The sequence below is a fragment of the Bradyrhizobium sp. ISRA442 genome, assembly GCF_038085055.1.
Taxonomy (GTDB): domain Bacteria; phylum Pseudomonadota; class Alphaproteobacteria; order Rhizobiales; family Xanthobacteraceae; genus Bradyrhizobium.
The window spans coordinates 176569-198560 of the sequence record NZ_JALGCN010000011.1; the positions used below are offsets into that span (position 1 = coordinate 176569).

General features: G+C 62.9%; 22 protein-coding genes. 13 read left to right on the forward strand and 9 right to left on the reverse strand.

The window, feature by feature from the left end; translation table 11 throughout:
• Positions 1-2: 2 nt before the first annotated feature.
• Entirely contained in the window at positions 3-338 is a 336-nt protein-coding gene (locus MTR72_RS23490; protein ID WP_341511122.1) for a hypothetical protein, read from the forward strand.
• A gap of 24 nt (positions 339-362) precedes the next feature.
• Here MTR72_RS23490 and MTR72_RS23495 read toward each other — a convergent pair whose 3' ends face one another.
• The 4 genes from MTR72_RS23495 to mgtE all read right to left on the reverse strand — a co-directional run bounded on the left by MTR72_RS23495 (position 363) and on the right by mgtE (position 4239).
• Positions 363-1316 (reverse strand): hypothetical protein, encoded by a 954-nt coding sequence (locus MTR72_RS23495; RefSeq protein ID WP_341511123.1) that lies wholly within the window; start codon positions 1314-1316, stop codon positions 363-365.
• Positions 1317-1365: 49 nt separating this feature from the next.
• A complete protein-coding gene (locus tag MTR72_RS23500) occupies positions 1366-2184 on the reverse strand; it encodes an aldo/keto reductase (RefSeq protein ID WP_341511124.1) in 819 nt (272 codons plus the stop codon).
• Positions 2185-2315: 131 nt separating this feature from the next.
• On the reverse strand, positions 2316-2633 hold the full coding sequence (locus MTR72_RS23505) for a helix-turn-helix domain-containing protein (protein ID WP_341511125.1): 318 nt from the start codon (positions 2631-2633) through the stop codon (positions 2316-2318).
• A gap of 184 nt (positions 2634-2817) precedes the next feature.
• On the reverse strand, positions 2818-4239 hold the full coding sequence (gene mgtE / locus MTR72_RS23510) for a magnesium transporter (RefSeq protein ID WP_280970434.1): 1422 nt from the start codon (positions 4237-4239) through the stop codon (positions 2818-2820).
• A gap of 113 nt (positions 4240-4352) precedes the next feature.
• On the opposite strand from mgtE, the gene MTR72_RS23515 reads away from it, so the two are divergent.
• A complete protein-coding gene (locus tag MTR72_RS23515; protein WP_341511211.1) occupies positions 4353-5126 on the forward strand; it encodes a polysaccharide deacetylase family protein in 774 nt (257 codons plus the stop codon).
• Positions 5127-5292: 166 nt separating this feature from the next.
• On the forward strand, positions 5293-6576 hold the full coding sequence (locus tag MTR72_RS23520) for a polysaccharide deacetylase family protein (protein ID WP_341511126.1): 1284 nt from the start codon (positions 5293-5295) through the stop codon (positions 6574-6576).
• A gap of 4 nt (positions 6577-6580) precedes the next feature.
• Here MTR72_RS23520 and MTR72_RS23525 read toward each other — a convergent pair whose 3' ends face one another.
• Positions 6581-6955 carry a hypothetical protein gene (locus MTR72_RS23525; protein ID WP_341511127.1) on the reverse strand — a complete coding sequence of 125 codons (375 nt, stop codon included), beginning with the start codon at positions 6953-6955 and terminating at the stop codon, positions 6581-6583.
• 301 nt (positions 6956-7256) lie between these two features.
• Between MTR72_RS23525 and MTR72_RS23530 the strand changes: the two genes are divergently transcribed.
• From MTR72_RS23530 to MTR72_RS40535, 5 genes are all read left to right on the forward strand, one after another.
• Complete coding sequence (locus tag MTR72_RS23530) at positions 7257-7514, forward strand: hypothetical protein (RefSeq protein ID WP_280970431.1); 258 nt, start codon at positions 7257-7259, stop codon at positions 7512-7514.
• A 165-nt stretch (positions 7515-7679) separates the two neighbouring features.
• Positions 7680-8177 carry a hypothetical protein gene (locus MTR72_RS23535; RefSeq protein ID WP_341511128.1) on the forward strand — a complete coding sequence of 166 codons (498 nt, stop codon included), beginning with the start codon at positions 7680-7682 and terminating at the stop codon, positions 8175-8177.
• Positions 8178-8692: 515 nt separating this feature from the next.
• Positions 8693-9322 (forward strand): DUF1326 domain-containing protein, encoded by a 630-nt coding sequence (locus tag MTR72_RS23540; protein ID WP_280970429.1) that lies wholly within the window; start codon positions 8693-8695, stop codon positions 9320-9322.
• 49 nt (positions 9323-9371) lie between these two features.
• Positions 9372-9590 carry a hypothetical protein gene (locus MTR72_RS23545; protein WP_280970428.1) on the forward strand — a complete coding sequence of 73 codons (219 nt, stop codon included), beginning with the start codon at positions 9372-9374 and terminating at the stop codon, positions 9588-9590.
• Between the two features lie 47 nt (positions 9591-9637).
• Positions 9638-10183, forward strand: coding sequence for a hypothetical protein (locus tag MTR72_RS40535; RefSeq protein ID WP_445819625.1), 546 nt, complete (start codon positions 9638-9640; stop codon positions 10181-10183).
• Here the strand turns inward: MTR72_RS40535 and MTR72_RS23550 are convergent.
• A complete protein-coding gene (locus tag MTR72_RS23550) occupies positions 10072-12099 on the reverse strand; it encodes a TonB-dependent receptor (RefSeq protein WP_341511129.1) in 2028 nt (675 codons plus the stop codon). The genes MTR72_RS40535 and MTR72_RS23550 overlap by 112 nt on opposite strands.
• A gap of 669 nt (positions 12100-12768) precedes the next feature.
• Here MTR72_RS23550 and MTR72_RS23555 point away from each other — a divergent pair.
• On the forward strand, positions 12769-15402 hold the full coding sequence (locus MTR72_RS23555; RefSeq protein WP_341511130.1) for a spermine/spermidine synthase domain-containing protein: 2634 nt from the start codon (positions 12769-12771) through the stop codon (positions 15400-15402).
• A 25-nt stretch (positions 15403-15427) separates the two neighbouring features.
• Here the strand turns inward: MTR72_RS23555 and MTR72_RS23560 are convergent, their stop codons facing one another.
• The 3 genes from MTR72_RS23560 to MTR72_RS23570 all read right to left on the reverse strand — a co-directional run bounded on the left by MTR72_RS23560 (position 15428) and on the right by MTR72_RS23570 (position 18585).
• The gene (locus tag MTR72_RS23560) at positions 15428-16051 is read right to left on the reverse strand and encodes a putative 2OG-Fe(II) oxygenase (RefSeq protein WP_280970425.1); all 624 of its coding nucleotides are present in this window, start codon (positions 16049-16051) and stop codon (positions 15428-15430) included.
• Between the two features lie 114 nt (positions 16052-16165).
• The gene (locus MTR72_RS23565) at positions 16166-16381 is read right to left on the reverse strand and encodes a hypothetical protein (RefSeq protein WP_341511131.1); all 216 of its coding nucleotides are present in this window, start codon (positions 16379-16381) and stop codon (positions 16166-16168) included.
• A gap of 221 nt (positions 16382-16602) precedes the next feature.
• Positions 16603-18585, reverse strand: coding sequence for a hypothetical protein (locus tag MTR72_RS23570; RefSeq protein WP_341511132.1), 1983 nt, complete (start codon positions 18583-18585; stop codon positions 16603-16605).
• Between the two features lie 382 nt (positions 18586-18967).
• On the opposite strand from MTR72_RS23570, the gene MTR72_RS23575 reads away from it, so the two are divergent.
• From MTR72_RS23575 to MTR72_RS23590, 4 genes are read left to right on the forward strand one after another with little or no spacing between them, the layout of a single operon-like run.
• Positions 18968-19765, forward strand: a complete 798-nt coding sequence (locus tag MTR72_RS23575; RefSeq protein WP_341511133.1) for a peptidylprolyl isomerase — start codon at positions 18968-18970, stop codon at positions 19763-19765.
• Positions 19765-20739, forward strand: coding sequence for a HupE/UreJ family protein (locus MTR72_RS23580; RefSeq protein ID WP_445819626.1), 975 nt, complete (start codon positions 19765-19767; stop codon positions 20737-20739). Before MTR72_RS23575 ends, MTR72_RS23580 begins: the two co-directional genes overlap by 1 nt.
• Positions 20740-20756: 17 nt before the next feature.
• A complete protein-coding gene (locus tag MTR72_RS23585; protein ID WP_341511212.1) occupies positions 20757-21362 on the forward strand; it encodes a HupE/UreJ family protein in 606 nt (201 codons plus the stop codon).
• Positions 21359-21973 (forward strand): HupE/UreJ family protein, encoded by a 615-nt coding sequence (locus tag MTR72_RS23590; protein WP_341511135.1) that lies wholly within the window; start codon positions 21359-21361, stop codon positions 21971-21973. Before MTR72_RS23585 ends, MTR72_RS23590 begins: the two co-directional genes overlap by 4 nt.
• Positions 21974-21992: the final 19 nt, after the last annotated feature.

The following is a 21992-nucleotide window of genomic DNA, read 5'->3' on the forward strand; positions in this document are numbered from 1 at the left end:
GGATGGGTTTCGCTCCGCTCTTCGTCAGGGAGTTCCATGAGGAAAAGATTGCGGAGTACAACGCTCGGCAACTCAGCCGCATGATTGAAAAGCTCGACGCATTTGACAAAGGCGCGATCGATTTGCCTCACCTTGTGTCGAGCTTGGATGGACTTCAAAGCGCCCTCGAAGGTGTGGATGCACAGTGGAAGAATGCCTTCCTCAAGCAATGGGGCGTGCTGGAAGACGTTAATGCTGACATTTTGGACAGGAACCTCACCGAAATTCCAAAAGAGCACGCGCGCCTCTTAACGAGTACAGTCCGGGAAATCAGGAAGCTCATTGCTGAAAGCCTGTGACCATTGGCGGCCCTAGGCAACAACCTACGACCCGAAATCCCGCGGCGTGAACGGAAGGTCCATCACTTTCCATTCCTGGTACTTGTCGGCCGGCAGCATCTTGTAGGGCTGGCAGGCCTGGAGCGCGCGCATCGCTGACTGCATCAGCAGCGGGCCCTTGGCCGATGCGCTGGCCTCGATCAGGATCGGCGCGCGCGCCAGCGTGCCGTCGGTGGCCATCACCGCGCGCAGCTTGATGTGCACGTTGTCGCCCGGTGCCACCCCGGCCGGCAGTTTTGCGCAGCTCCTCAAATGGCGGCGAAACTCCGCGATGACCTCGGGCGGAAGCTTGGCCGCAATCGAATCCTTGGCATCGCCGCCGTCGTCCTTGGGCGCGTCCTTCGGCGCGAGCGACAAGTCCGGCGGCAGGCCGAGCATGACGCCGTATTTAACGGTGACGTCGGGCTCCGGAGGCGCATAGGCCGGCTTGTCGGCTGGCGGCACGGACGGCGGTGGCTGCTGCGTGGACTGAGACTGCTGCGCGGGCTGGGGTTGCTGCGCTGCCTGCGGTTGCGGCGTCACTTGGGCTTGCGGCTGCACATTGGCCTCGCGCTGCTTCGGCGCCGATGAGGGCTGCGGCTGCGGTTGCTGCCGCTGCGGTTCGGGCGATGCCTGCGGTGCCGGTGACGGCGATGGTGCTGGCGCCGACGGCTTGGCCGGCGGCGCGGTCGCCTCCGCCTTTTCCTGGAAATCGATCTTGGGCAGTTTCAGGTCGGGGAGCGGCGGCTCAGGCGGCTTCTCTTTCGCCTCCTCTTTGGCCTCCTGCTCTTTAACCTGCTCCTGCACCTGCTCCGGCGTGACGATGTCGACCGAGACCGTCTCGGGCGGCGCGGCATGGAACGGATGAACTTCGCTGATCAGGATGATCAGCCCCACCAGCGTCAGATGCGCGATCGCCGACGCTGCAATGTCCGTCCGTATGATCCGCCGCAGTTCCATTGCCTGATCTTGGGTTGCCGCGTCGGTCCTAGCATACCCGACCGACCCCTCAATCCCATTTCGGCGCGAAGCCGAAATCGGTCAGGCGGCCCCTGGGGTGCGCGAGCCCGGAAATCCAGCTCATCTCCTCGTCCGACAGCTCGAAATCGAAGATCTCGATGTTCTCCGATAGCCGCTCGACGCGCGAGGTCCGGGGGATCGCGGCGACATTCTGCTGCACCAGCCAACGCAGGCAGACCTGCGCCGGGGTCTTGCGGTGCGCGCGGCCGATTTCGGCCAACGTCTGGTCGGTCTTGATGCGGCCCTTGGCGATCGGACTGTAGGCGACGAGCGCAAGGCCGTGCTGGTCGCAGGCCGCTCTCACCTTGGTCTGATCGAGATAAGGATGATATTCGACCTGGTCGCAGACAAGCGGCTCCGGCGAAAGCGCGACCGCCTGCTCGATCAGGGCCACGGTGAAGTTAGAGACGCCGATGTGCCGTGTCAGGCCCATACGCTTGGCGTGCGCCAGCGCCCCCATCGTCTCCGCCAGCGGCACGTGCGAATTGGGCCAGTGCAGCAGCACCAGGTCGACGGACGGGAGCCGCAGCCGCGCCAGGCTCTCCTTGACCGAGCGCTCCAGGTCGTGGGGCGCGAAATGATTGGTCCAGACCTTCGTGGTCACGAACACGTCGTCACGGCGCACGCCGGAGGCGCGTAAGGCATCGCCGACCTCGCGCTCGTTCTCATAGACCTGCGCGGTATCGATGTGACGGTAGCCAAGCCGCAGCGCCTGCTCGACCACGCGCGCACAGGTGCGGCCGCTCAACTCCCACGTCCCTAGCCCGATCGCCGGGATCTTTGCGCCATTGGCCTCGACGAACAGCATGAGGAATCCGATTCCACGTTCGCCCCCCGTAGCCATTATGGACCTCGCCCATGGCACTGCCAACCGAGGCGGCGGCACGCCGACGGGATATCCAGATCAGACTGACGAGGTCTTGATGGGTTATCTTGCCGTCAGACCTTGGCGAGCGCCTGGAACACCGTGTCCGGCGCATGCGCGATGACCGCGAGCAGTGCCCGGGCAGGACCGCGCGGGGCGCGCTTGCCCTGCTCCCAGTTGCGGATGGTCTCGACGGGAACCCCCAACTTGGCGGCGAACTCCATCTGGGTGAGACAGGCGCGGCGGCGCAGGTCGCGCACCGCGAGCGGAGCTGTCTCGAGCGCGCTTGCCTCGCCCGGCGCACTCCGACCTGCGGGCTGCACCGGAAATTCCTGCCCGTTCCGCAATTCGACGATCCGTCCGTCCGCCTTCAGCCGCAACCGCATGTTCATCCCCTAAGCCGGGGGAATCATGCGCGAGGCCGCTTAAGTTCGGATTAACGATAGGGCTGCCATTGCTCACACTCCGTCATTGCGAGCGCCGCGAAGCAATCCAGACTGTCCCCGCGGAAAGATTCTGGATTGCTTCGCTGCGCTCGCAATGACGACCGTTGGGAGGGAAGTGGCTCAAACTTCCCTACTTCAGACCGAACCAGAGCGTCGCGATGCCGAGGAAGGAGAAGAAGCCGACGACATCGGTCACCGTGGTGACGAAGGTGCCGGACGCCACCGCCGGATCGGCTCGTACGCGGTCGAGCCCCATCGGGATCAGAATGCCGCCGAGCGCGCCGGCGACGAGGTTGCAGATGATGGCGAGCCCGATCACGATGCCGAGGCCCGGGATCTTGAACCAGGCCACTGCGGCAATTCCCGTGATCACGGCAAAGGCGAGGCCGTTGACGAGGCCGACGAGGCTCTCGCGCATCACCACGCGCCAGGCGTTGGATGAGCCGAGCTCGCGCGTCGCCAGCGCGCGCACCGCGACCGTCATGGTCTGGGTCGCGGCGTTGCCGCCCTGGCTCGCCACGATCGGCGCCAGCACGGCGAGCGCCACCATCTTCTCGAGCTGGCCCTCGAACAGGCCGAGCACGGAGGACGCCAGGAACGCGGTGGCAAGATTGACCAAGAGCCAGTTGAAGCGGCCGCGCGCAATCGTCAGCACCTTGTCCGACAGCTCTTCGTCGCTGGTGACGCCGCCGAGCGCCTTGAAGTCCTCGTCCGCCTCTTCCTCGATGACGTCGACGACGTCATCGACGGTGATGACGCCGACGAGACGATCCTGGGTGTCGAGCACGGGCGCGGCGACGAGGTTGTACTTGCCGAACATGCGCGCCACCTCCTCCTGGTCCTCCAGGACAGAGACGCGGCGGCGATCCTCGTCGCAGAGGTCGGCGAGCGGAACGGGGCGGCGCGCGCGCAGCAGCACGTCGAGCGGCACGGCGCCCTGCCAATGCTGCTCCTTGTCGACCACGTAGATCTCGTAGAAGCGATCGGGCAGATCCGGCGTCTCGCGCATGTAGTCGATCGCCTGGCCGACGGTGAAATCCTGGGGCACGGCGATGAACTCGGTCTGCATCCGCCTGCCGGCGGAGTTCTCCGGATAAAGCAGGCTGCGCTCGAGCGCGACGCGTTCGGGCAGCGGCAGCTTCTCCAGGATCTCTTCCTGGTCCGCGGCGTTGAGAGTCTCCAGGAGTTCGACCGCGTCGTCGGATTCGAGCTCGCGAACGCCCTCGGCGACCGTTTCCGGCGGCAGCTCCTCGAGGATCTCCTCGCGCACCGCCTCGTCGACCTCGTTCAGCGCCGAGAAGTCGAAATCGCGTCCCGTCAGCTCGACCAGGCGGACACGGTTGTCGGGTTCGAGCGCCCCGATCAGATCGCCGAGATCGGCCTCGTGCAGCTCGCCGACGATGGCCCGAAGCAGAGTCGAGTCGCCGGCTTCGATCGCGCGCGCAATCTCCTCGACGAATTCGTGCCGAATTTCGCCCTCTTCATTGCGCATCGGCACGTGGTCGAGTACCGAGGCCGCGGCGGATGGGGCAACGTCCATTTGTTCATCCATGGCGCGCCTCGCCGTTTGACAGGTGGATCAGGTGGTTTGGGCTATCGGCTCAGGCAATACACAAGGCAACTGCAAGCGCAATGGCAAAGATACGTCGGCCGAAATGGATCCTGATGTCGATGGGCGCGGTCATCGCCGCACTCGTCGGCGCCGGCTTGGCCGAGGCCGCCGACTGTCCGCGCAAGGATGCGCTCGGCACCTCGCGCGTGCTGAGCGTCGACGCCAAGGCGACCCCGCGCATCGGCCTGAAGAGCTTTCCGCAGACGCTGCCGCTGGCCGATCACGAGGTCGTGCTCACCTTCGACGACGGCCCGTATCCGCCGACCACGTCGAAGGTGCTGGCCGCGCTGGCGCAGGAATGCGTGCGCGCCACTTTCTTCCTGATCGGCCTGCACGCCTCCGAGCATCCCGAGATGGTGAAACGGATCGTGCGCGAGGGCCACACCATCGGCCATCACACCTGGTCGCATCCGTTCATGGCGCGGATCCCGCTCGAGAAGGCGAAGAGCGAGATCGATCGAGGTATCGCTGCCGATGAGATGGCCCTGCACGGCAGCTCGACGACGACGCCATCGACGCCGTTCTTCCGCTTCCCCTATTTCGAGTCGACGCCCGCGCAGCTCGACCTGCTGCAGTCGCGCGGCATCGTCGTGTTCGGGGCCGATCTCTGGGCCAGCGACTGGAACGAGATAACCCCCGAGCAGGAGCTGAAGCTCGTGACCGAGCGCCTTGCCGCCGCCGGCAAGGGTATCATCCTGTTCCACGACCCGAAGGCGCGCACGGCTGCGATCATGCCAGCCTTCCTGCGCTATTTGCGGGAGAATGGCTACCGCGTCGTCCACGTGGTCTCGGCAGCGCCGACGCAGAAGAGCGCCGACGCGCGTTGATGCCGGAATGTCACGCCAGGCGCAAAATGGGGTAAAATGGGCGTGTTAAGCCCCTGTTCATGCTAGGCTATGCAATGATGACAGGGGACCTGCGCCTGAACCGTTTCGGGCCGTCTCCGACCAACGTTGGACACATCCGCAACGCGCATGGAGGCAGACGGGATTCATGATCGGGAGTAGCGTTTCTGTCCGGACGCGATCGTGGATCGTCCTGTGCTTTGGTGGCGTGTTGGGTTTCCTGACCGCCGCTTCGCCGGCGGCCTATGCGGCCAACTGTCCCGGCCACCCGGACGCGCTCGGCACCTCCCGCACCCTGGTCGTCGATCCGCGCCAGCATCCGCGTATCGGCACCATGCAGTACCGCGAGACGCTGCCGCTCAAGGATCATGAGGTGGTCCTGACCTTCGACGACAGTCCGCTGCCGAAATACTCGAACCAGGTACTGCAGATCCTGGCCGATGAATGCATCAAGGCGACCTTCTTCATCATCGGCGGCCAGGCCAAGGCCAACCCGGAAGGCGTGCGCAAGCTGGTGGCGGCGGGCCACACCGTCGGCACCCACAGCATGACCCATCCCCTGACGTTTCAGAAGATGCCGATCGAGAAGGCCGAGGCCGAGATCAATGGCGGCATCGAATGGACCACGGCCGCGATGACCGATCCGTCCGCGCTGGCACCGTTCTTCCGCATTCCCGGCCTGCTGCGCGCCGAAGGCGTCGAGAACTACCTGATCTCCCGCGGCATCCAGGTCTGGAGCGCCGACTTCCCGGCCGACGACTGGCGGCACGTGTCGTCCGATCGCGTCTACCAGCTCGCAATGCAGCGGCTCGAGGCCAAGGGCAAGGGCATCTTGCTGCTGCACGACATCCAGCCCCGCACGGTTGCGGCGCTGCCAAAAATCATCCGCGACCTGAAGGCGCGCGGCTATCGCATCGTGCACGTGGTGCCCGCGACCGCCGACCGGCCGGCGACGCCGACCGAGCCGGTGGAATGGCTGCTGCATCCGCCGTCGGAGACCGTGCCGATCGCGCGCTGGCCGAGCGTTCCGAATTTCGTGTTCACGCAGACGAGGACGCTTCCGGCGCCGAGCCTCGCCGACCTCAACGCGATGCCGTCCGATCAATCGCCGCTGCCGCGCCGGACGAAGGCGCTGGCGAATATCGCCGCCACCCTGCCCGTGCCCGAGCGCGACCTGTTCGCGATCCCGGAGGGCTCGATCGAGGTCCTGCTGTCGACGACACTGTCCCGGCGCGCCGCGACGCGGATGGCTGCAGCCGAGATCTCCAGTGCGGCGCGCGCGAATGCCCGCGGCCACAAAGGCAAGGCCGCCGCTTCATCGCACAACCGTCAGACCGCGCATGCCGCCCCCGCAGCAAAGCGCGCGCCGCAGGTCAGGGGCACAGCGCCCCGTCCGACGCGCCTTGCCAGCCTGAAGAAGCGGCCGCAGTAGGCGTCTACTGCCGCACGATGTTGGCGACGCAAAGCAGCACGATCAGCGCCAGGAAGAACAGGTCCATATAGGACTTCAGCTCGCCGTCGCGGCGCAGCCGCGCAACGTCGGTCACGATCTGCTTGCGCGTCGAGGTTCCGCCCGAGCCGTCGTTGATCGGGGCCTGCAGGCGCCTGGTCTCGGCCTCGAGCTTCTCGATCTTCTGGAAGAAATAGAAGGCGCGCAGCGTCGAGCCCGCACGCATGGCGGTATAGACCAGCACCAGGATCGCGAGGATCGCCCGGTTCGGATACTTCTCCATGAAGTTCAGGCTGAAATAGACCACCGCCATAAACGCGAAGTTGGTGATGAAGCGGTAGAGGATGCTCAGAAAGGCCATGCTGGCTCCAGCCTCAAGGACGGCGCAACCGGATCGCGCTCTCGAATTTCGGGGAAGTCGGTCCGGGGCCGGAACGGCCGGCCCGAATGCCGCGCGGGCAGGTCTACGCCCACTTTGTTGCAACAAAGATAAGACCGGCCGGCAGGGCGGCGTTTTATCTACGCTCGGCCATAAAGCAAGACAGAGACAGAGCGGAGAGCCGGCCGCCTGGTCCGCGCCCATTCCGCGCAAGCAACGGCTCAATGGAGATTCGGCGCAAGCCGGGATACACTGCCGGTGCCACCGCATGTGGGGTCTGCCGATGCCGAAAAAGGGAATCACGGGCCACGACGAATGGGTCCTCACCGAGGCGCTCGCGACCGCGCTGGTCGCGCTGGAGCAGCTCGAGGCAAAGCACCAGCCGCGCGCGCATATGGACGACATCCGCAAAATGCTGTCGAACGGCAAGGAGCCGGCGACGGTGAGCCTGCACCTCGCCCAGGCCAAGTGCCGGTTATTCCCCGACCTCGATCCGCTGGAGATCTACCGGGAATACGGGATCGGCGAGGAATATGGCTGAAGCGGCCCGCTCACCGTGAACGGCTGGTTTGCCCGGTCGCTGGGATCGAGCGAGATTGTCGGCTCGTTGCGTCCCCGCAAGCGTAGTAAACCGCCCGTTAACTCGGGGGCGCTATCGTTTGCCATGTCCGGGTGGTGACCGCCCGGCCAGCCGGAAGCGACCATCATGCCCGTCGAGATGCTGACTTACGCAGAGCTGGGCGAAAGACTCAAAATTTCGCCGGAGGCGGCCAGAGCACTGGTGAAGCGGCATCGGCTGCCCCGCTCCCGCTCGAATGATGGTAAGACCTTGGTGCAGGTCGACCTCACCGAGATCAACCATTCTCCTGTCACGCGAGCGTCCCAAACGCCGCCCGGTCACGACCTGGTCACCGCCCTGAAGGAACACATTGCGACGTTGCAGGCCGATCTCCTGGAGATGAAGACCGTTGCCGGCGGTCACCGGAGCGACTTCGAGAGAGAGTGCGACCGCACGAACAAGCTGCTGGCCGAACTGCTGAAAGCCAACATTGAAACCGTGGCGGCGCGCGAGAAAGTGGCTCATCTCGAGGGGCGGCTTTCGATGGTGAGGCAGCCGTGGCGACAGCGATTGGCTGAAGTGTTCAGGCATGTCCCATTGGAAGCCCTTCGGTGGAATAGCGGTCGCAGTGCGCGATCGCACTAGGCATCCGATTTGGCTAGACCTGACAATGCCTGCACCAGAAGCCGACGAACCTCACGCTCGTCTTCTATCGCAGCCTCCACTGCCTCATCTGCAAGAGCCAGCTAAAGGATCTTGAGTCCAAGCTCGACGAATTCGAGAAACGCGGCGTCTCTGCTGGTCATAGGCAGCGACGATCAGAGGACCAAGACGCAAAATCAAACAGCGAAGATTTGCGCGAATTAGATGCTAGAGCTGATTGCAGCTACACGCGAGAGACATCGCGAGAATACTTTTCGTATCAATAGCTTATTGCCATTGGCGCGCTCGGAAGGAGGTCGTATTTGCTGCGATTTCAATGACTTGCGGAGACGGGCAAGGAGTTTAAGTGCATTTCCTACCAACAACGTCGTCCATCTCGCCGTCCTCGGCGGATCGATACGGTATCGGCTTGCGATACCGTCCCGCGCGACATAATTTCAACCACACGTAGCTCGTTCGAAGACAATCTATCGGGTTCGGCCTAGCGGGAGAGAGCGATGGCGGACATCCAATGGCACCTTTCCGGTGACTACTTCGAGAATTGCAGTTGCAGCATCGTGTGTCCCTGCCTCGTATCGGCAGCGCCCCCATTGACCTCGCGCCCGACCGAGGGCTTCTGCAACGTACCACTGATCTTCCACGTCGAAAGCGGCCGCTACGGCGATATCACGCTCGACGGGCTCAATGTCCTGGTCATCCTCCACGCACCTGGGGTCATGGCAGACGGAGATTGGTCGGTGGCCGCCTATATCGATCAGCGCGCCAACGATGAGCAGACCGAGGCTTTGGCCGCGATCTTCACCGGCGCGGCCGGTGGTCCGATGGCTGCGTTCACACCGCTGATCAGCAAGAATCTGGGCGTGCGCAAGGTTCCGATCACATTCCGGATCGACGGCAAGACGCGGTCCGCGGAAATCCCGGGCATTCTGCACATGTCCGTCGATCCATTGCCCACCATGCATCCGAGCGGGGAAATGTGGGCGAACATCGGCCATCCGGTTAGCCCCGACAAGATGGCGTTGGCAGTCGGCGCCTCCGGCAATACGTTCAGCGATCATGGCATGAGCTGGGATAATTCCGGCAAGAACGGCCTCTATGCGCCGATCCGCTGGTCGAACCAGGCTTGATGCAACTCCTGATGCTGGCCTGTGACAAGGCCGGCAACGTCAATCGCAAATGACCGACAGCATACTGGAAACCGTGCTGCGCCGCGATCGCTGGGTCATCGGCGGCGCGATCGGCATCATTGTCCTGCTGGCACGGAACTATGTGCTCTGGCTCGCCAACGACATGGACATGGGCGGGATGGACATGACCGGGTTCGGCATGGGATCGGAATCATGCTGCCGGCCAACCAGCCATGGCGAGCGATCGAGTTCGCATATGTGTTCTTGATGTGGGCGGTGATGATGGTCGGAATGATGGCGCCCTCGGCAGCGCCCATGATCCTCATGTACGCCCGCTTGGGTCAACGGGGGGAAAACGCAGGGCAATCCGTTCGCCGCGACCGGCGGGTTTGCGGCCGGTTATCTCCTCGCCTGGAGTGGCTTTTCGCTGCTGGTGTCCTTGCCGCAGTGAAGAAGTTCGAATTGCCAGCAGCAACATTGCAAGTGCAATTCGACCTCACTGTTCCTCGATCGATTTTCGTCCGCGCCGACGAGCTGAAAGCACGGCAATGCCTTTCAGACCGAACGTTCTGCAGGTGTCCCAGAAAAGTGCTGCGAGTCAGGCGTCCGGCGCTTACCGGATCCGCTTACCCGATCATCTACCTGACCACGATCGGCGATGTTGTTCACGTGCGGCATGCGTTCCGGAAGAAACCACAGGCAAAGGCCAAACGCGACGTCGATCTCGCCAAAGCACGACTTAGACCAGCTCAAAAGCTCCCAGCGGCCGTCAGCCTGATTGCGAGCGGCTCGACCGGGTGGATGACGGAATCCATCACCCCATTTTGGCATACCGCGGCCGGAGCGGTTTGCACGGGATAGCAGAGATTGAAGTAGCTGTCGGACTTGATCAGTGATCCATAGGCATAAGATATCTGGCTTGTTCTGGCATTGAACAGGTTGAGCACATCGAGTTGCACGCGCCAGCCGTTGTCCGTCCGGTAGCCGATGCGTCCGTTGACCACGCTGATCGGCTGGGAGCGGAACGCATTGTCTTCGGTCAGCGGAGTTGATCCCAGATAGCGCCAGCGAAGCGCGCCAAACCAGCCGGTTCTATCGCCGAGCGTCACACCTGCCGACGCGACGACCTCGGGGGCATTGGGAATGTAGTTGCCCGGCGCATTGCCGATCTGGGCTAGAGGATATCCTAAAAGCGAATCGTAAACGGCGGCCTGCTCGCTGTCATATCCGATGAACCTGGCATGGGTCATCGCGAGATCGGCGTCGAACTCGATCCACGAACGGGGCCGGAAATGGTTGGTCCATTCCACGCCATAGCGCCGGCTTGGGCGGCTTGCTGAGGTGTCGCCGGCATCGCCGCTGAAGACGATCTCGGAGTCCTGGTCAAGCAGGAACAGGCTGAGCGAGGACTCGAGATTTGAGATGATTTTGGTGCGGACCCCGACCTCTGCTCCCCTGGTTCGCACCAGCAAAGGCGAAGTAGAGAGCTTCGTGTCGGAATCGCCCGGTGCTTCCGTGATCGTCGCACCGCGCGCATCATTGCTGTGCATACCGAGGCCTGCGCCCAGGAAAAATTCGGTCCTGTTGAACGGACCGAGCACCATGGTGAATTTGGGACTGCCGATCCCCGCGTTGACGTGGCCAGAGTTGTTGCTGTCGAACACCGAGGTGACGTGAGCGTCGTAGCAATCGCCGCGCCAGCCGAGCGTGGTGCGCAGCCAGTCGGTCCAGCGGACCGTGTTCTGGGCGTAGATGCCAACGCTACCTTCTCCGACCCGGTCGCTGCGAACGTTCGACAGGAAGCTGCGCTGGTAGGTGTCCGTCAGCGCGAGACCAATGGCATCATAGCGGGTTTGGATTCCGAAAGTCGTCTCCATTGGCCGGCCTGCGAATGAGCCGTTGACGGTCCGCGACGCATTGGCGCCGGCCATGACGCGGTCATCGCGCTGGTGAAACTGATCGCCGAATTCGGGATTGTCGAGGAAATAAGTGAAGTTGTTGAAGAGGTCGAGCGTGCTCTTCACAGCGAAGGCATTCGCCTTCCACGATCCCGCATCATCGGTGCCCGCGATACGCGCCGAGAGCGCGAAGCGATCGGTGTTGCCTCCATCGGTCGGATCGATTGCCCCAAACCGGCCGATCTCGCCGGACGTGATTGCGCGCAACGGGATCTGATCGGTCGAATTCCAGCGATTGGTGTAGGCCATGCCGGTGATCGACAGGCCATCCAGCGCCGTTCCCTGGGTATAGCGCACCAGACCATTCAGCTTGCGCGTGTCGTCGGGACTATCCCACGGGCCGTTGTAAGTCCCGGCTTCGCCTGCAACGAGCAGCGTTCCATCGCCGACCTTGCTCGAGCCCATGCTGAACAGTCGCCTGTAGCCGAAGCTGCCAAGAGTGACCTGCGCCAGGCTCTTCTCGACGCGATCGATCAGCGAAATGTGCAGATTGCCGACAGAGCTGAAATCGCCCTCGTCCGCGAAGTAGGGCCCCTTGCGTACGTCGAGTGCGTTGATCGTTTCCGGCATCAGCCAATTGAGGTCCGCGTAGCCCTGGCCATGCGCATGGGTGCGCATATTGACCGGCACGTCGTCGACATAGATCGCCATGTCGGTGCCGTGATCCAAATTATAGCCGCGCAAGAAATATTGGTTGGCTTTGCCTTCGCCCGAATGCTGCGTCACGATCAGGCCGGGAACGGCCTCGAGGACTTCCCCGGGACGCGCCACCGGACGCGCATTGATCGTATCACCGGTCACCGTGATCTGACTCGCCATGCTCGGCGGCGAGACAGGGCCGGAGCCTGCGTTGGGTGCGCCGGACCCGGCAACCGGCGCGGGCTCTCGATCGGATGCGGTTCGTTGTCGAAATGATCGCGCGTCGGCCCTGACGATGCGCCTGGAAGACCGGTTGACCCTGACGGGCTTGCTCGGCGCTTCGACCGCGATTGGTGGCAGGACTGTCGGCTTCGTGGCCCCCGTGACGTCCGGGCCCGATGTCTCGGAGGCGGACTGCGACTGGGCCCAAGCCGACTGTTGAACTGCGAGAACCAGGATCGCTGCGAACGACAACTGACGCCAACCGCCGGACACGCCCTTACCCCTACGAAGCTTGCAAAGCGCCACGTCTGCCCGGCTCGGCTCTGAGGTCCGTTCGGAGTTTTCTGGTCGCTGTCATGGGGCTCCTACCGGGCCGACACGACAGTATGATGTCGGCTCATGAACATCATACCGATCGGCAATCTGGGGATCATTGTCTCGGCTGTCAAATGGCCGTCATTATCGATGAAATAATCTGCGATCGAACGGGTGCTTTGATGCGATCGCCGCCGGCATCTTGGCCGGACAATAATCGCAGGACATTCATCCACTCGCTTGCATCCTCTTCTCCCCGAGTGAGATGGGCGCGAGGTCAGCGGCCGCACGCAGTAAACCAGGGACGACGGCATGCAATCCGACGCGAATGTCGACGCGCGGCACTCAAGACGTGACTTTACCATCACGACTGGCATCAATGAGACATCTGCCTCGCGGTCTGACCTACGGACCGATCGTGATTGGACGCTGATAGCCATCGTCGCGACGTCCGGATTTGCCGGCCTTGGCTACGAGATCGTGTGGACGCGCCAGCTCAGCCTCGCGCTCGGCACCGAGATGATGGCGGTTCTCGGGGCGATCGCCGGCTTTTTTTCCGGGCTCGCGCTTGGCGCCTTTGCCCTCGACGGCTTGATCCGTCGCGCATCTTCGCCGCGATATGTCTATGCGATCCTCGAGGCCGTGATCGGCCTCTGGGGCTTGACCGCGATCTGGCTCCTTCCCGCTGCAGGCCGCGTCATGGCTCCCTTGCTCGGCACCACGCCGGCGCCGGCGCTGCTCTGGGCGGCGAGCTTCGCACTCCCGACCCTCACGCTCATGCCCGCAACCGTCGCCATGGGCGGGACCCTCGCGGCACTGGAGCGAATGACCCGCGAAGCTCGCAGCGATGCAAAGGTCAGCGCCGGTGTCTACGGCGCAAATACCGCTGGTGCCGTGGCCGGTACCCTCGCCTGCGCTTTTCTCCTGATTCCCTCGCTTGGATTTTCAGGCACGCTGATCTGCCTTGCCGGAATGAATGGGCTGTGCGCCCTCGCGGCAGTGATGATCGGATCGACCTCCGGTCGCGGCACGATCAAAACCGAAGACTCGATACGACACGGCTTCGGCGGCTTGCGGCTCAGCTTTACCCTGTTCGCGACCGGTCTGCTCGGAATCGCGTTCGAAGTCCTTGTGGTCCGGCTTGCCGCACAGGTCATGCAGGACACGGTGTATACATTCGCCGGTCTTCTGGCGGCTTATTTGCTTGGCACCGCGGCTGGAGGCCTCCTCTGGCAGCGGGCCGGGCGCAATGCCGGAGACGGAAGCCTCGCCTGGCTACTCGCCGCGGCGGCGCTCGCTTGCCTGATCACCGCCGTACTCACGTCCTTCATTGCAGGAATTGCCGAGACCGCTGTCGAAGCTGGCATCGCTGGCGAGCTGGCGGTCGCGATCGCGTTGTTCCTGTTGCCGGCGACCGCGATGGGGGCGCTGTTCGGCCACCTTGCCCAGCAAGTGCGCGACCGCCGCGGGTCGCTCGGCTGGGCGGTGGGCATCAACAGCATAGGCGCCTCGATCGCTCCGCTAACGACGGCACAAATCCTCATCCCAGCATTCGGCGCCTGGACCTCGCTCATCCCGATCGCGTTGGGTTACCTGCTCCTGCTCCCGTTCCGGCGCGCTGCGGCGCTGCAGTCAGCGATACCAGCGTGCATCGCTCTCGTCCTGCTGCTTCGGCCTGCGCCAACGCTCGTCAAGATACCTCCTGGGGGCAAGCTGCTCGCTCTCAGCGAAGGGCCTATGGCGACCGCAAGCGTCGTGGATGATGCAACGGGTGCTCGCTATCTGGAAGTCAATGGTCGCTTCCGCATGGGAGGCACGAGCTCCGTCCGCTCCGACTATCGCCAAGCCATGCTGCCGCTGCTGCTGCATGAGCGGCCGCACAAGGCGTTGTTTCTAGGCATCGGGACCGGTGCGACGGTGGTCGGGGGCGCGCAGATGCCTGGCACCAACGTGCATGGGGTCGAACTGTCGCGCGAGGTCATCGACCTGCTGCCCTGGTTTGCCAATCCAGCAGTCACCGGTGAACCGCCTCGGTTGACCGTCGCAGATGCACGCCGGTTCGTGGCCGCCGACTCCGACAGCTACGACGTGATTGTCGCCGATCTCTTTCATCCGGCCCTCGACGGAAGCGGGTCGCTCTACACCGTCGAGCATTTCGCAGCCATCAAGCAGCGATTGGCGCCCGGCGGCATCTTCTGCCAGTGGTTGCCGCTCTACCAGCTTGATCTGCCGTCCCTGCGCGCAATCATTCGGGCATTTCTTGAGGTCTATCCCGACGGCTCGGCATGGCTCAACCACTATAGCGTCCGCACGCCCATGCTGGCGCTGATCGGCCCCCGCAACGGAGGCCGCGTCGATTCTCGCGCGCTCGCGTCCCGCCTGCTCGATCCCCGCGTCCGCCCCGCCGTTCGCCCCCTCGGATTCGAGACGCCGCTCGATCTGCTTGGCCAATTTGTTGGGGGTCGACGCGCTCTGGCTGCATTCGCCGGAGAGGGTCCGCGCAACACGGACGACTATCCCTTCGTCGCATTCGACGCGCAGCGAAACGTTCGTGCGTTGTCGGCACCGCCCTGGTCGCTCTTACTCTCCGTAATTCGTTCCATTCGGCCCCAGGCAGCAGAACTGTTGGATGCGCCCGAGCATGAGATCTGGAGCGACCGACTGACCGCCTACTGGCAGGCGCGAAATCGCTTCATCGAAGCGGGCGCGGCGTTACCCGGTGATCCCCGCGGTGCAGCCCTGATCGCCGCCGCGGCTCCGGGATTGCTCGACGCGATTCGTCTCAGTCCCGAGTTCGAACCGGCTTACGCACCTCTGATCGGTATGGCAAAGTCGTTGATGGCGTCCGACCACGCGGCCGCCGCGCGCCTCCTGCGCTCGATCGACGAAGCCGCGCCCTTGCGTACGGATGCCAAGGACCTGCTCATCCGCGAATTCGGACGATGACGGATGCCGCGCAGGTCGGCGGCTCCTAGGGCGCGAAGCTGATCCGATAGCCCCAGCAATCGAGATGATCAGGCATTGCGTTGAAGGCGATCGTCATGCGTTGCGGTCCCTGATTCCTGGGCACCTCGTGATAGACGTAGCTCGGGAACAGTACGAGATCTCCCGGTTCGGCCTCCGGCAGCACGTATTTGCCGGCGTTGAAGGGACCGACCGCGGCGCTCTTGGTATGATGCCGAAACGAGAATTCGAATCCGCCCGGCGGGCGCACGAAGACCGTCTTGCACGCCGGATGCGACGGGGTCAGGTAAAAGATTCCCGAGATGAAGCTGTTGGCATGTGAATGCAGCGTCTGGCTACCTCCGGACTCCAGCATGTTGGTCCACATCTCCTTGACCGTCCAACGGAGCTTTTCGCCGAAAAGCAGGACGCCGAATTCTTCCAGCTTCGGGATCGCGACGTTCGCGATCTCCCGGAAGAGTTTGTTGTTACCCGGATCTGCCACCTCGGTGTGGAACAGTTGGTCGGATCGCAGATTGGCCTCGATACGGGCATTGCGGATCGCCACCACGGCGGCTTCGTTGAGCGTGGGATTCAAGAGCCCCGGCGAGCGCATGAGCGGAATCGGAAAAAGAGCCTCGATCTGATCCATATCGTGATCCAACGTGCTGAAAGATGGCCGGACGATAATTTGCCGGACATGACATGGCGATGACAAAAGACGAGATCTATCGCGCGCCAAAAAACTCGCTCGCGTGGACAGCGGCTACTCGTCGGCTCTGAGGACTTTCAGCTTCTCACCGGGCGGCAGTTCGTGCCGCCTCTCCCTGGTCTCTTCAACCGCACGCGCCGCCATTTCGAGGCAATCATCGAATTCGCCATTCCGCGCCTCCACCATGGCCTGATGGAGATCGCGCTCGGCAAAATATCGCGACAGATTGTCTGCCGGCAGAGCAGCGGCCAATGCGGAAGCTTCCTTCACGGCAAGTTCGCACTCTTCGCGATCGGGCTCGGCGCGGGCTGGGGTGCCCGATGCCAGGCTCGAAAGCCCGAGCAAAAGGAGGAACGCTCGGCGACTAAATCCCGACAACATGGATCTGATCAAGCTTGGGCAGGGATCGCATTAGGAGTCTCGTCGAAAACTTTCTGGCGGGGCACCGCGAGGCCCCCGCCAGAACCGTCTACAGTTCGCGCCACCCGCGATTAATCGCGGCCGTGATCGTGGTCGTTATCAGCGCGGCGGCTGGCCAGCCGTTCGGCGAGTTCCGCATTCTTTTCCACCAGAAGCTTCGGCGTACCTTCCGGCCGGATGAAGATCGGGTTCGCATAGAACCAGACGTTCGAATAGGCCTGAACGTCGTAGGTCACCTTCTTCACGCCGTTGACCGTCTGAAGATGAGCAGGACAGGCGGCATCCGTGCAGCTAACCTGGGCATTGGTCAGGTCGATCAGAGGATTGCCGTGCGTGTCGGTCACATTCGGCGTCGCGGCAGGAATGTTCGTGCCGCGTGCACGGATGTACATCGGCTTGTCGCTTGCAACGAACGTCGTGCGGAACCGGTAACGCGTCGCACCGTTCCGTTCTCTGTCGCTATGCATGTCCTTGGTCGGAATTTGCTGAGCGATGACGGTCGTCTGGTTGTAGACGATCGAAGCACCCGCCACGCCGGCGGCGTTCGGAACGGCATAGCCCGGCGCGCCCGGCTGGATCACCCCGGTGATCTGCCCGGTGATCAGGTCAACGTGGTCGAGATACGGCTTGTTGAGGGGCTGGTTGATGCCAACCTGCTGCAAGAGGGGGTTGTTGAAGCTGTACGGGCTGTTGTTCTTCGCCGGGACGGTCATCTCCATCTCGAGCGTAATCCTCTCGCCGGGTCTCACGACCAGCGTTTCACCCATCGTCTTCCAATCTTCGCCGCGGGCCTTGGCGCGGAACACGAGATCCGGGCCAATGATGTCGGCATTGACCGAGTAGGAATTGCCCGAACGCATGCCGTCGACGATCGACTGCGCACTGAAGCGCTCGCGGTTGGGAACGTAAAGCTTGGTATATTCGCCGGGGATGAAGTCGGAGGTCGTGAACGAGTCACGCGCGCCGCCCGCACCGCGATTGTGCCAGTCGGAGCTCACATACATGAAGAAGTTGCGCCCCTCTCCGAGCAGGCCGTCCCACAGGCCGCCAACCTTTGCGGTGTAAACGCCGGACATTCCGTAGGTGCCGCCGCCGACCGCGTTGGATTCATAAGAGCCCGAACCACCCGTGATGGTGCCCTGCGCCATGTGGCCCGGAGATTCGATGCCGAACGCCACGGTCGGACCGGCATTGTTGAAATCACGGAAATGCTCGATGTTGTAGCCCTTGCTGGACGACGCGCTGAACGGCCCCTGACGCTCGGTATGCGTCGGGATTGCATAGGATTGCAGCGGGTGATTTGCCTGCAGCCACTGAATTCCCGTAAGGGCCTTGCCGTGACCGGCGGTGCCGGAATTGTTCACGTTGTCCTTGCCCGGCCAGAGCGGACTGTTGCCGACATCGACAGGGCCAATCGCATCGGTATCGGCCCGATCGAAACGATATTCGAACTCAGCCATCTTGTCGGCATTGCCGTAGCCGCGCGGGTTCTGCCCGGCAATGACGGCGACGTCCGTGTGTTCGTGGCCTGGAACAATCCACTCGAGGCCTTCCACCAGCACCTTGTTATACATCGCGGTGCGGTCCACGATGATTGGATACTCAACTTCACGGATCGACTGCCAGCGCCACATTGCAGCACTGGTGCCGGTGCCGTTGGGCGTGCCCTTCAGGCTGGTGATCGTAATGCCGTCGATGGTCTTGCCGAGCGTGTCGCTCCAGGTCGTCGTGGTCTCACCCGGAATATTGGCGCTGGTATCACTGAAGCGGCAATCGCGATTGCCCGAGCCGCCGTGATTGCCGAGCGTGAACCAGTCGAGATCGAAATTATTGCCACCCGCCGCCGCAACGCCGGTAGCAACAGCGCGATCAATCGAATAGCCGGCCGCTACGGACCCATCGGTGCACGTATTGTGGTTGTGCATGTCACCGGCGACGTAAGGATTTCCCCGATGTCCGAACCCTTCGCCGCGGTCATCGGCATGCGCCGTGTGCGTCAAAGCCAACGAGACCGACGCTGCCGTCAGCAGGATTTTCTTCGTAGACGAAGCCATGTAGTCGCCCCTTGATGATTTGTGCGAGTCAGGAATTCAAAACAAATCGCCGCAGCCAAGATGTGCGGATTTTGCAGTGGCGCAACCAAAACAGAACTCGGAGACAGTTCCGTGAAGGTTTTGTTTCCGCGTGTACCTCCGCCTGAGAAATCCACCAACTGATCTTCACGTCTACAGTCTATCTCGACGAGCTCGCGCGATTTGCGCGTGACAACGTGCGAGCTTCGCTGCATAAGCCGCTGCGCGCCGTTGCGGCTGTCAGAGATGTGAAGGAAATATGTCAACGCCAGCGATGCCAAACGCCACACAGATTCTTGGAAACACTCCGTCCGATCGATCTGACAGTCCGATCGAAGGACGTTCGGTGAGACGATCACTAAGCTTGCCCGACGTCATCAGCTCACTGACACGAGAGCCGCTCCTACACTTTGCCCTGCTGGGATCGTTGATTTTCGGCGCCGACGCCGTCCTGCATCCACCGGCCAAGGACGACAAGGTCATCACCGTGACCAAAGCCCTGCGCCAGTCCTTCATAGACAATTTCGACGAGGACAAAGCGCGCGTCCCATCCGACGCGGAGCTCAACAAGATGATCGAGAGCTGGGTCGCCAGCGAGATTCTCTATCGTGAAGGCAAGGCGCTTGGTGTCGACAAGGGCGATGACATGATCAGAGACCGCGTCGCATTCAAGCTGCAATTGCTGATATTCGATCAGGTCCGCGTTCCACAACCGACCGAAGAGCAGCTCCGCGCCTGGTTTGCCGCCAACCACGCGCGGTTCGACGAACAGGAGCGCGTGGGATTTTATCTGACACCAGCGACGGACCGGGCGACCGCGCAGAAGCAGCTCGACGACATACTGGGCCAACACGAATCCGAGGAATTGCGAAAGCAGACCCGGGCCATACTGGGACGTCCGGTCGTAAGCCTTGCCGCCTCCTTTGGCGAAAATTTCCGCGATGGGCTTCTAGCGATGCCGGAGGGACAGTGGGGCATTCTGCAGTCGAAAGACGGCTGGCATGTCGCTCGGCTCGATTCCCGCCACCCCGGCAAGCTCGCCAATTTCGACGATGTGCGCGAAGAGGCCGCACGGACCTGGCACACCGAAGAAACGCGCAAGCAGGCCTGGGAGGCGGTTGGCCGGCTCAAGGCCAATTACAAGGTGCGATACGAGCAATGATGATCCGAGCCTGCCAGGCGATCTTGCTTCTTCTCGTCGCGCTCGCCCTGCCTCGTTATGTCCAGGCGCATGAGGCTACGCTCGGCGTGCTCGAATTCCGTGAGGTCCGGCCCGGAGCATTCATCGGCCTCTGGACCATGGAGCCGTCGATCGGCGCCGCACGTGTGGACCTGCGGGTACCACCCCACTGCTTCCTGCGACTGCCCGAGATGAACTGCGGCGAGAAAGGGTTGGTCGGCCCGATCACCATCACCAACCTCGGCGCCGACATGTCGGCCGTCTTGATCAAGATCCTTCCCTTGAGCGGCGAGCCCCGCAGTTACACGATATCGACCGCCAATCCCGTGGTGTCTGTCCTGGGCACGGCCGCTCCGACGCTACAGACGTGGATCGAACTCGCCAGGACCTACGTCAATTACGGCATCGACCATATCCTGCTTGGGGCGGACCATCTGCTGTTCGTGCTCGGACTGATCTGGATCGTCGGTGGCGGATGGAAATTGGTGCAGACCATCACGGCTTTCACGCTCGGGCACAGCGTCTCCCTTGCGGCGGCGGCGTGGGGGCTAATCGGCATCCCGGAACGGCCTCTCAATGCCTGCATTGCGCTCAGCATCGTGTTCGTTGGCGTCGAAATCGTCAAACAGCAGCGCGGCGATCCCGGGCTGACCGCCCGTTATCCCTGGGCCGTGGCCTTTACCTTCGGACTCGTTCACGGCATCGGATTCGCCAGCGCTCTCGCTGGACTTGGGCTCGAGCCTCGCCTGCTCCCCAGGGCCCTCCTCTTCTTCAACGTCGGCGTCGAGATCGGACAGCTCCTGTTCGTGCTGCTGGTGCTCTCCCTGATCTGGGCGCATCGACGGCTCAACGCGGGCCTGCCGCGCTGGGGCGAAGCACTCCCGGCCTATGCAATCGGCTCCATCTCCATGTTCTGGTTCTTTGGCCGGCTGGTCCGCGTTCTGGCGCTCCCATGAAAACACAATGGAAAACGATGTCCACGCGACACACCATCAATGCTCTGACAGCTATCGCAATCCTGGCCCTGGCGCAGCCTGCATTTGCGCATGAGCAGGCGGGAGTTGGTGGTGGTTTGGCGCAGGGATTGCTACATCCCCTGACCGGCGTCGACCATCTCATCGCGATGGTCGCGGTCGGAATTTGGGGTGCGCAACTCGGCGCGCCGGCGATCTGGGTGCTGCCAATCACATTCCCGCTGGTGATGGCGCTTGGCGGGGTGCTTGGTGTCCTGAAGGTGCCGTTGCCTGTACCGGAGGCGGTCATCGCTATGTCCGCGCTGGTGCTTGGCGCGGCGGTAGCACTGAGATTGCGCCTGCCCTTCGCGGTGGCGGCCATCATCGTAGCTGTCTTTGCGATTTTTCACGGTCACGCGCATGGAGCCGAGCTTCCGACCTCGGCGAATCCTCTGGCTTACGGTCTCGGCTTCGTCGTCGCGACCGGGCTGCTCCACTTGTGCGGAATCCTCATCGGTGCATTGACCCGATGGTCTGCGGGAGAACGCCTCATCCAGGGCCTTGGCGTGGTCATCGCCATCCTCGGTGGCTATTTCCTTGCGCACAGCATCGGAGCGCTGGCATGAGCGCTCCGACCCGACGGATGTCCATCGCCGCTGGCCTGCTGGTCGCAGGCATTCAGCCAGCGAGTGCTCATATCGTCTCTTCCCGGCTCGGCGATTTCTACGCAGGAGCTCTCCATCCCCTGACTGACCTTCAAGATCTTGTCTTGTGGTTCTCGCTTGGCGTCCTGGCAGGATCGCTCGGAGCCGGAAGAGGCCGCTGGATTATGGTGGTATTCCCGTTGGGACTGCTGATTGGGCTGCTGTCTGCCCACGCCATTGGCGCCTTGTCGGCAGGCTCAGCCCTAAACGCTGGAATGACGCTGCTGGTCGGGCTGCTGCTTGCAGCGGCACTGCGTATTCCCATCCTTCTGCTGTGCGCCATGGCGTTCGCCCTGGCTGTCATCCGCGGAGCGGCAAATGCCAGCGACCTCGCGCCTGAGACCGATCGCTTCTTGTTTGCGGCCGGGCTGGGCTGCATCGGGTATGCCGCGATAACACTCGTCATGGCCCTCACAGTCGCGTTTCGGCAAGCCGAATCCCCTATGGTCTGGCGCGGGATCGCGATCCGGGCGCTCGGGGGCTGGATCGCCGCCGTGGGGCTGATGATGGCCGGCCTCTCGCTCGCTTCGTGAACGAGCTGCATCTCATGAC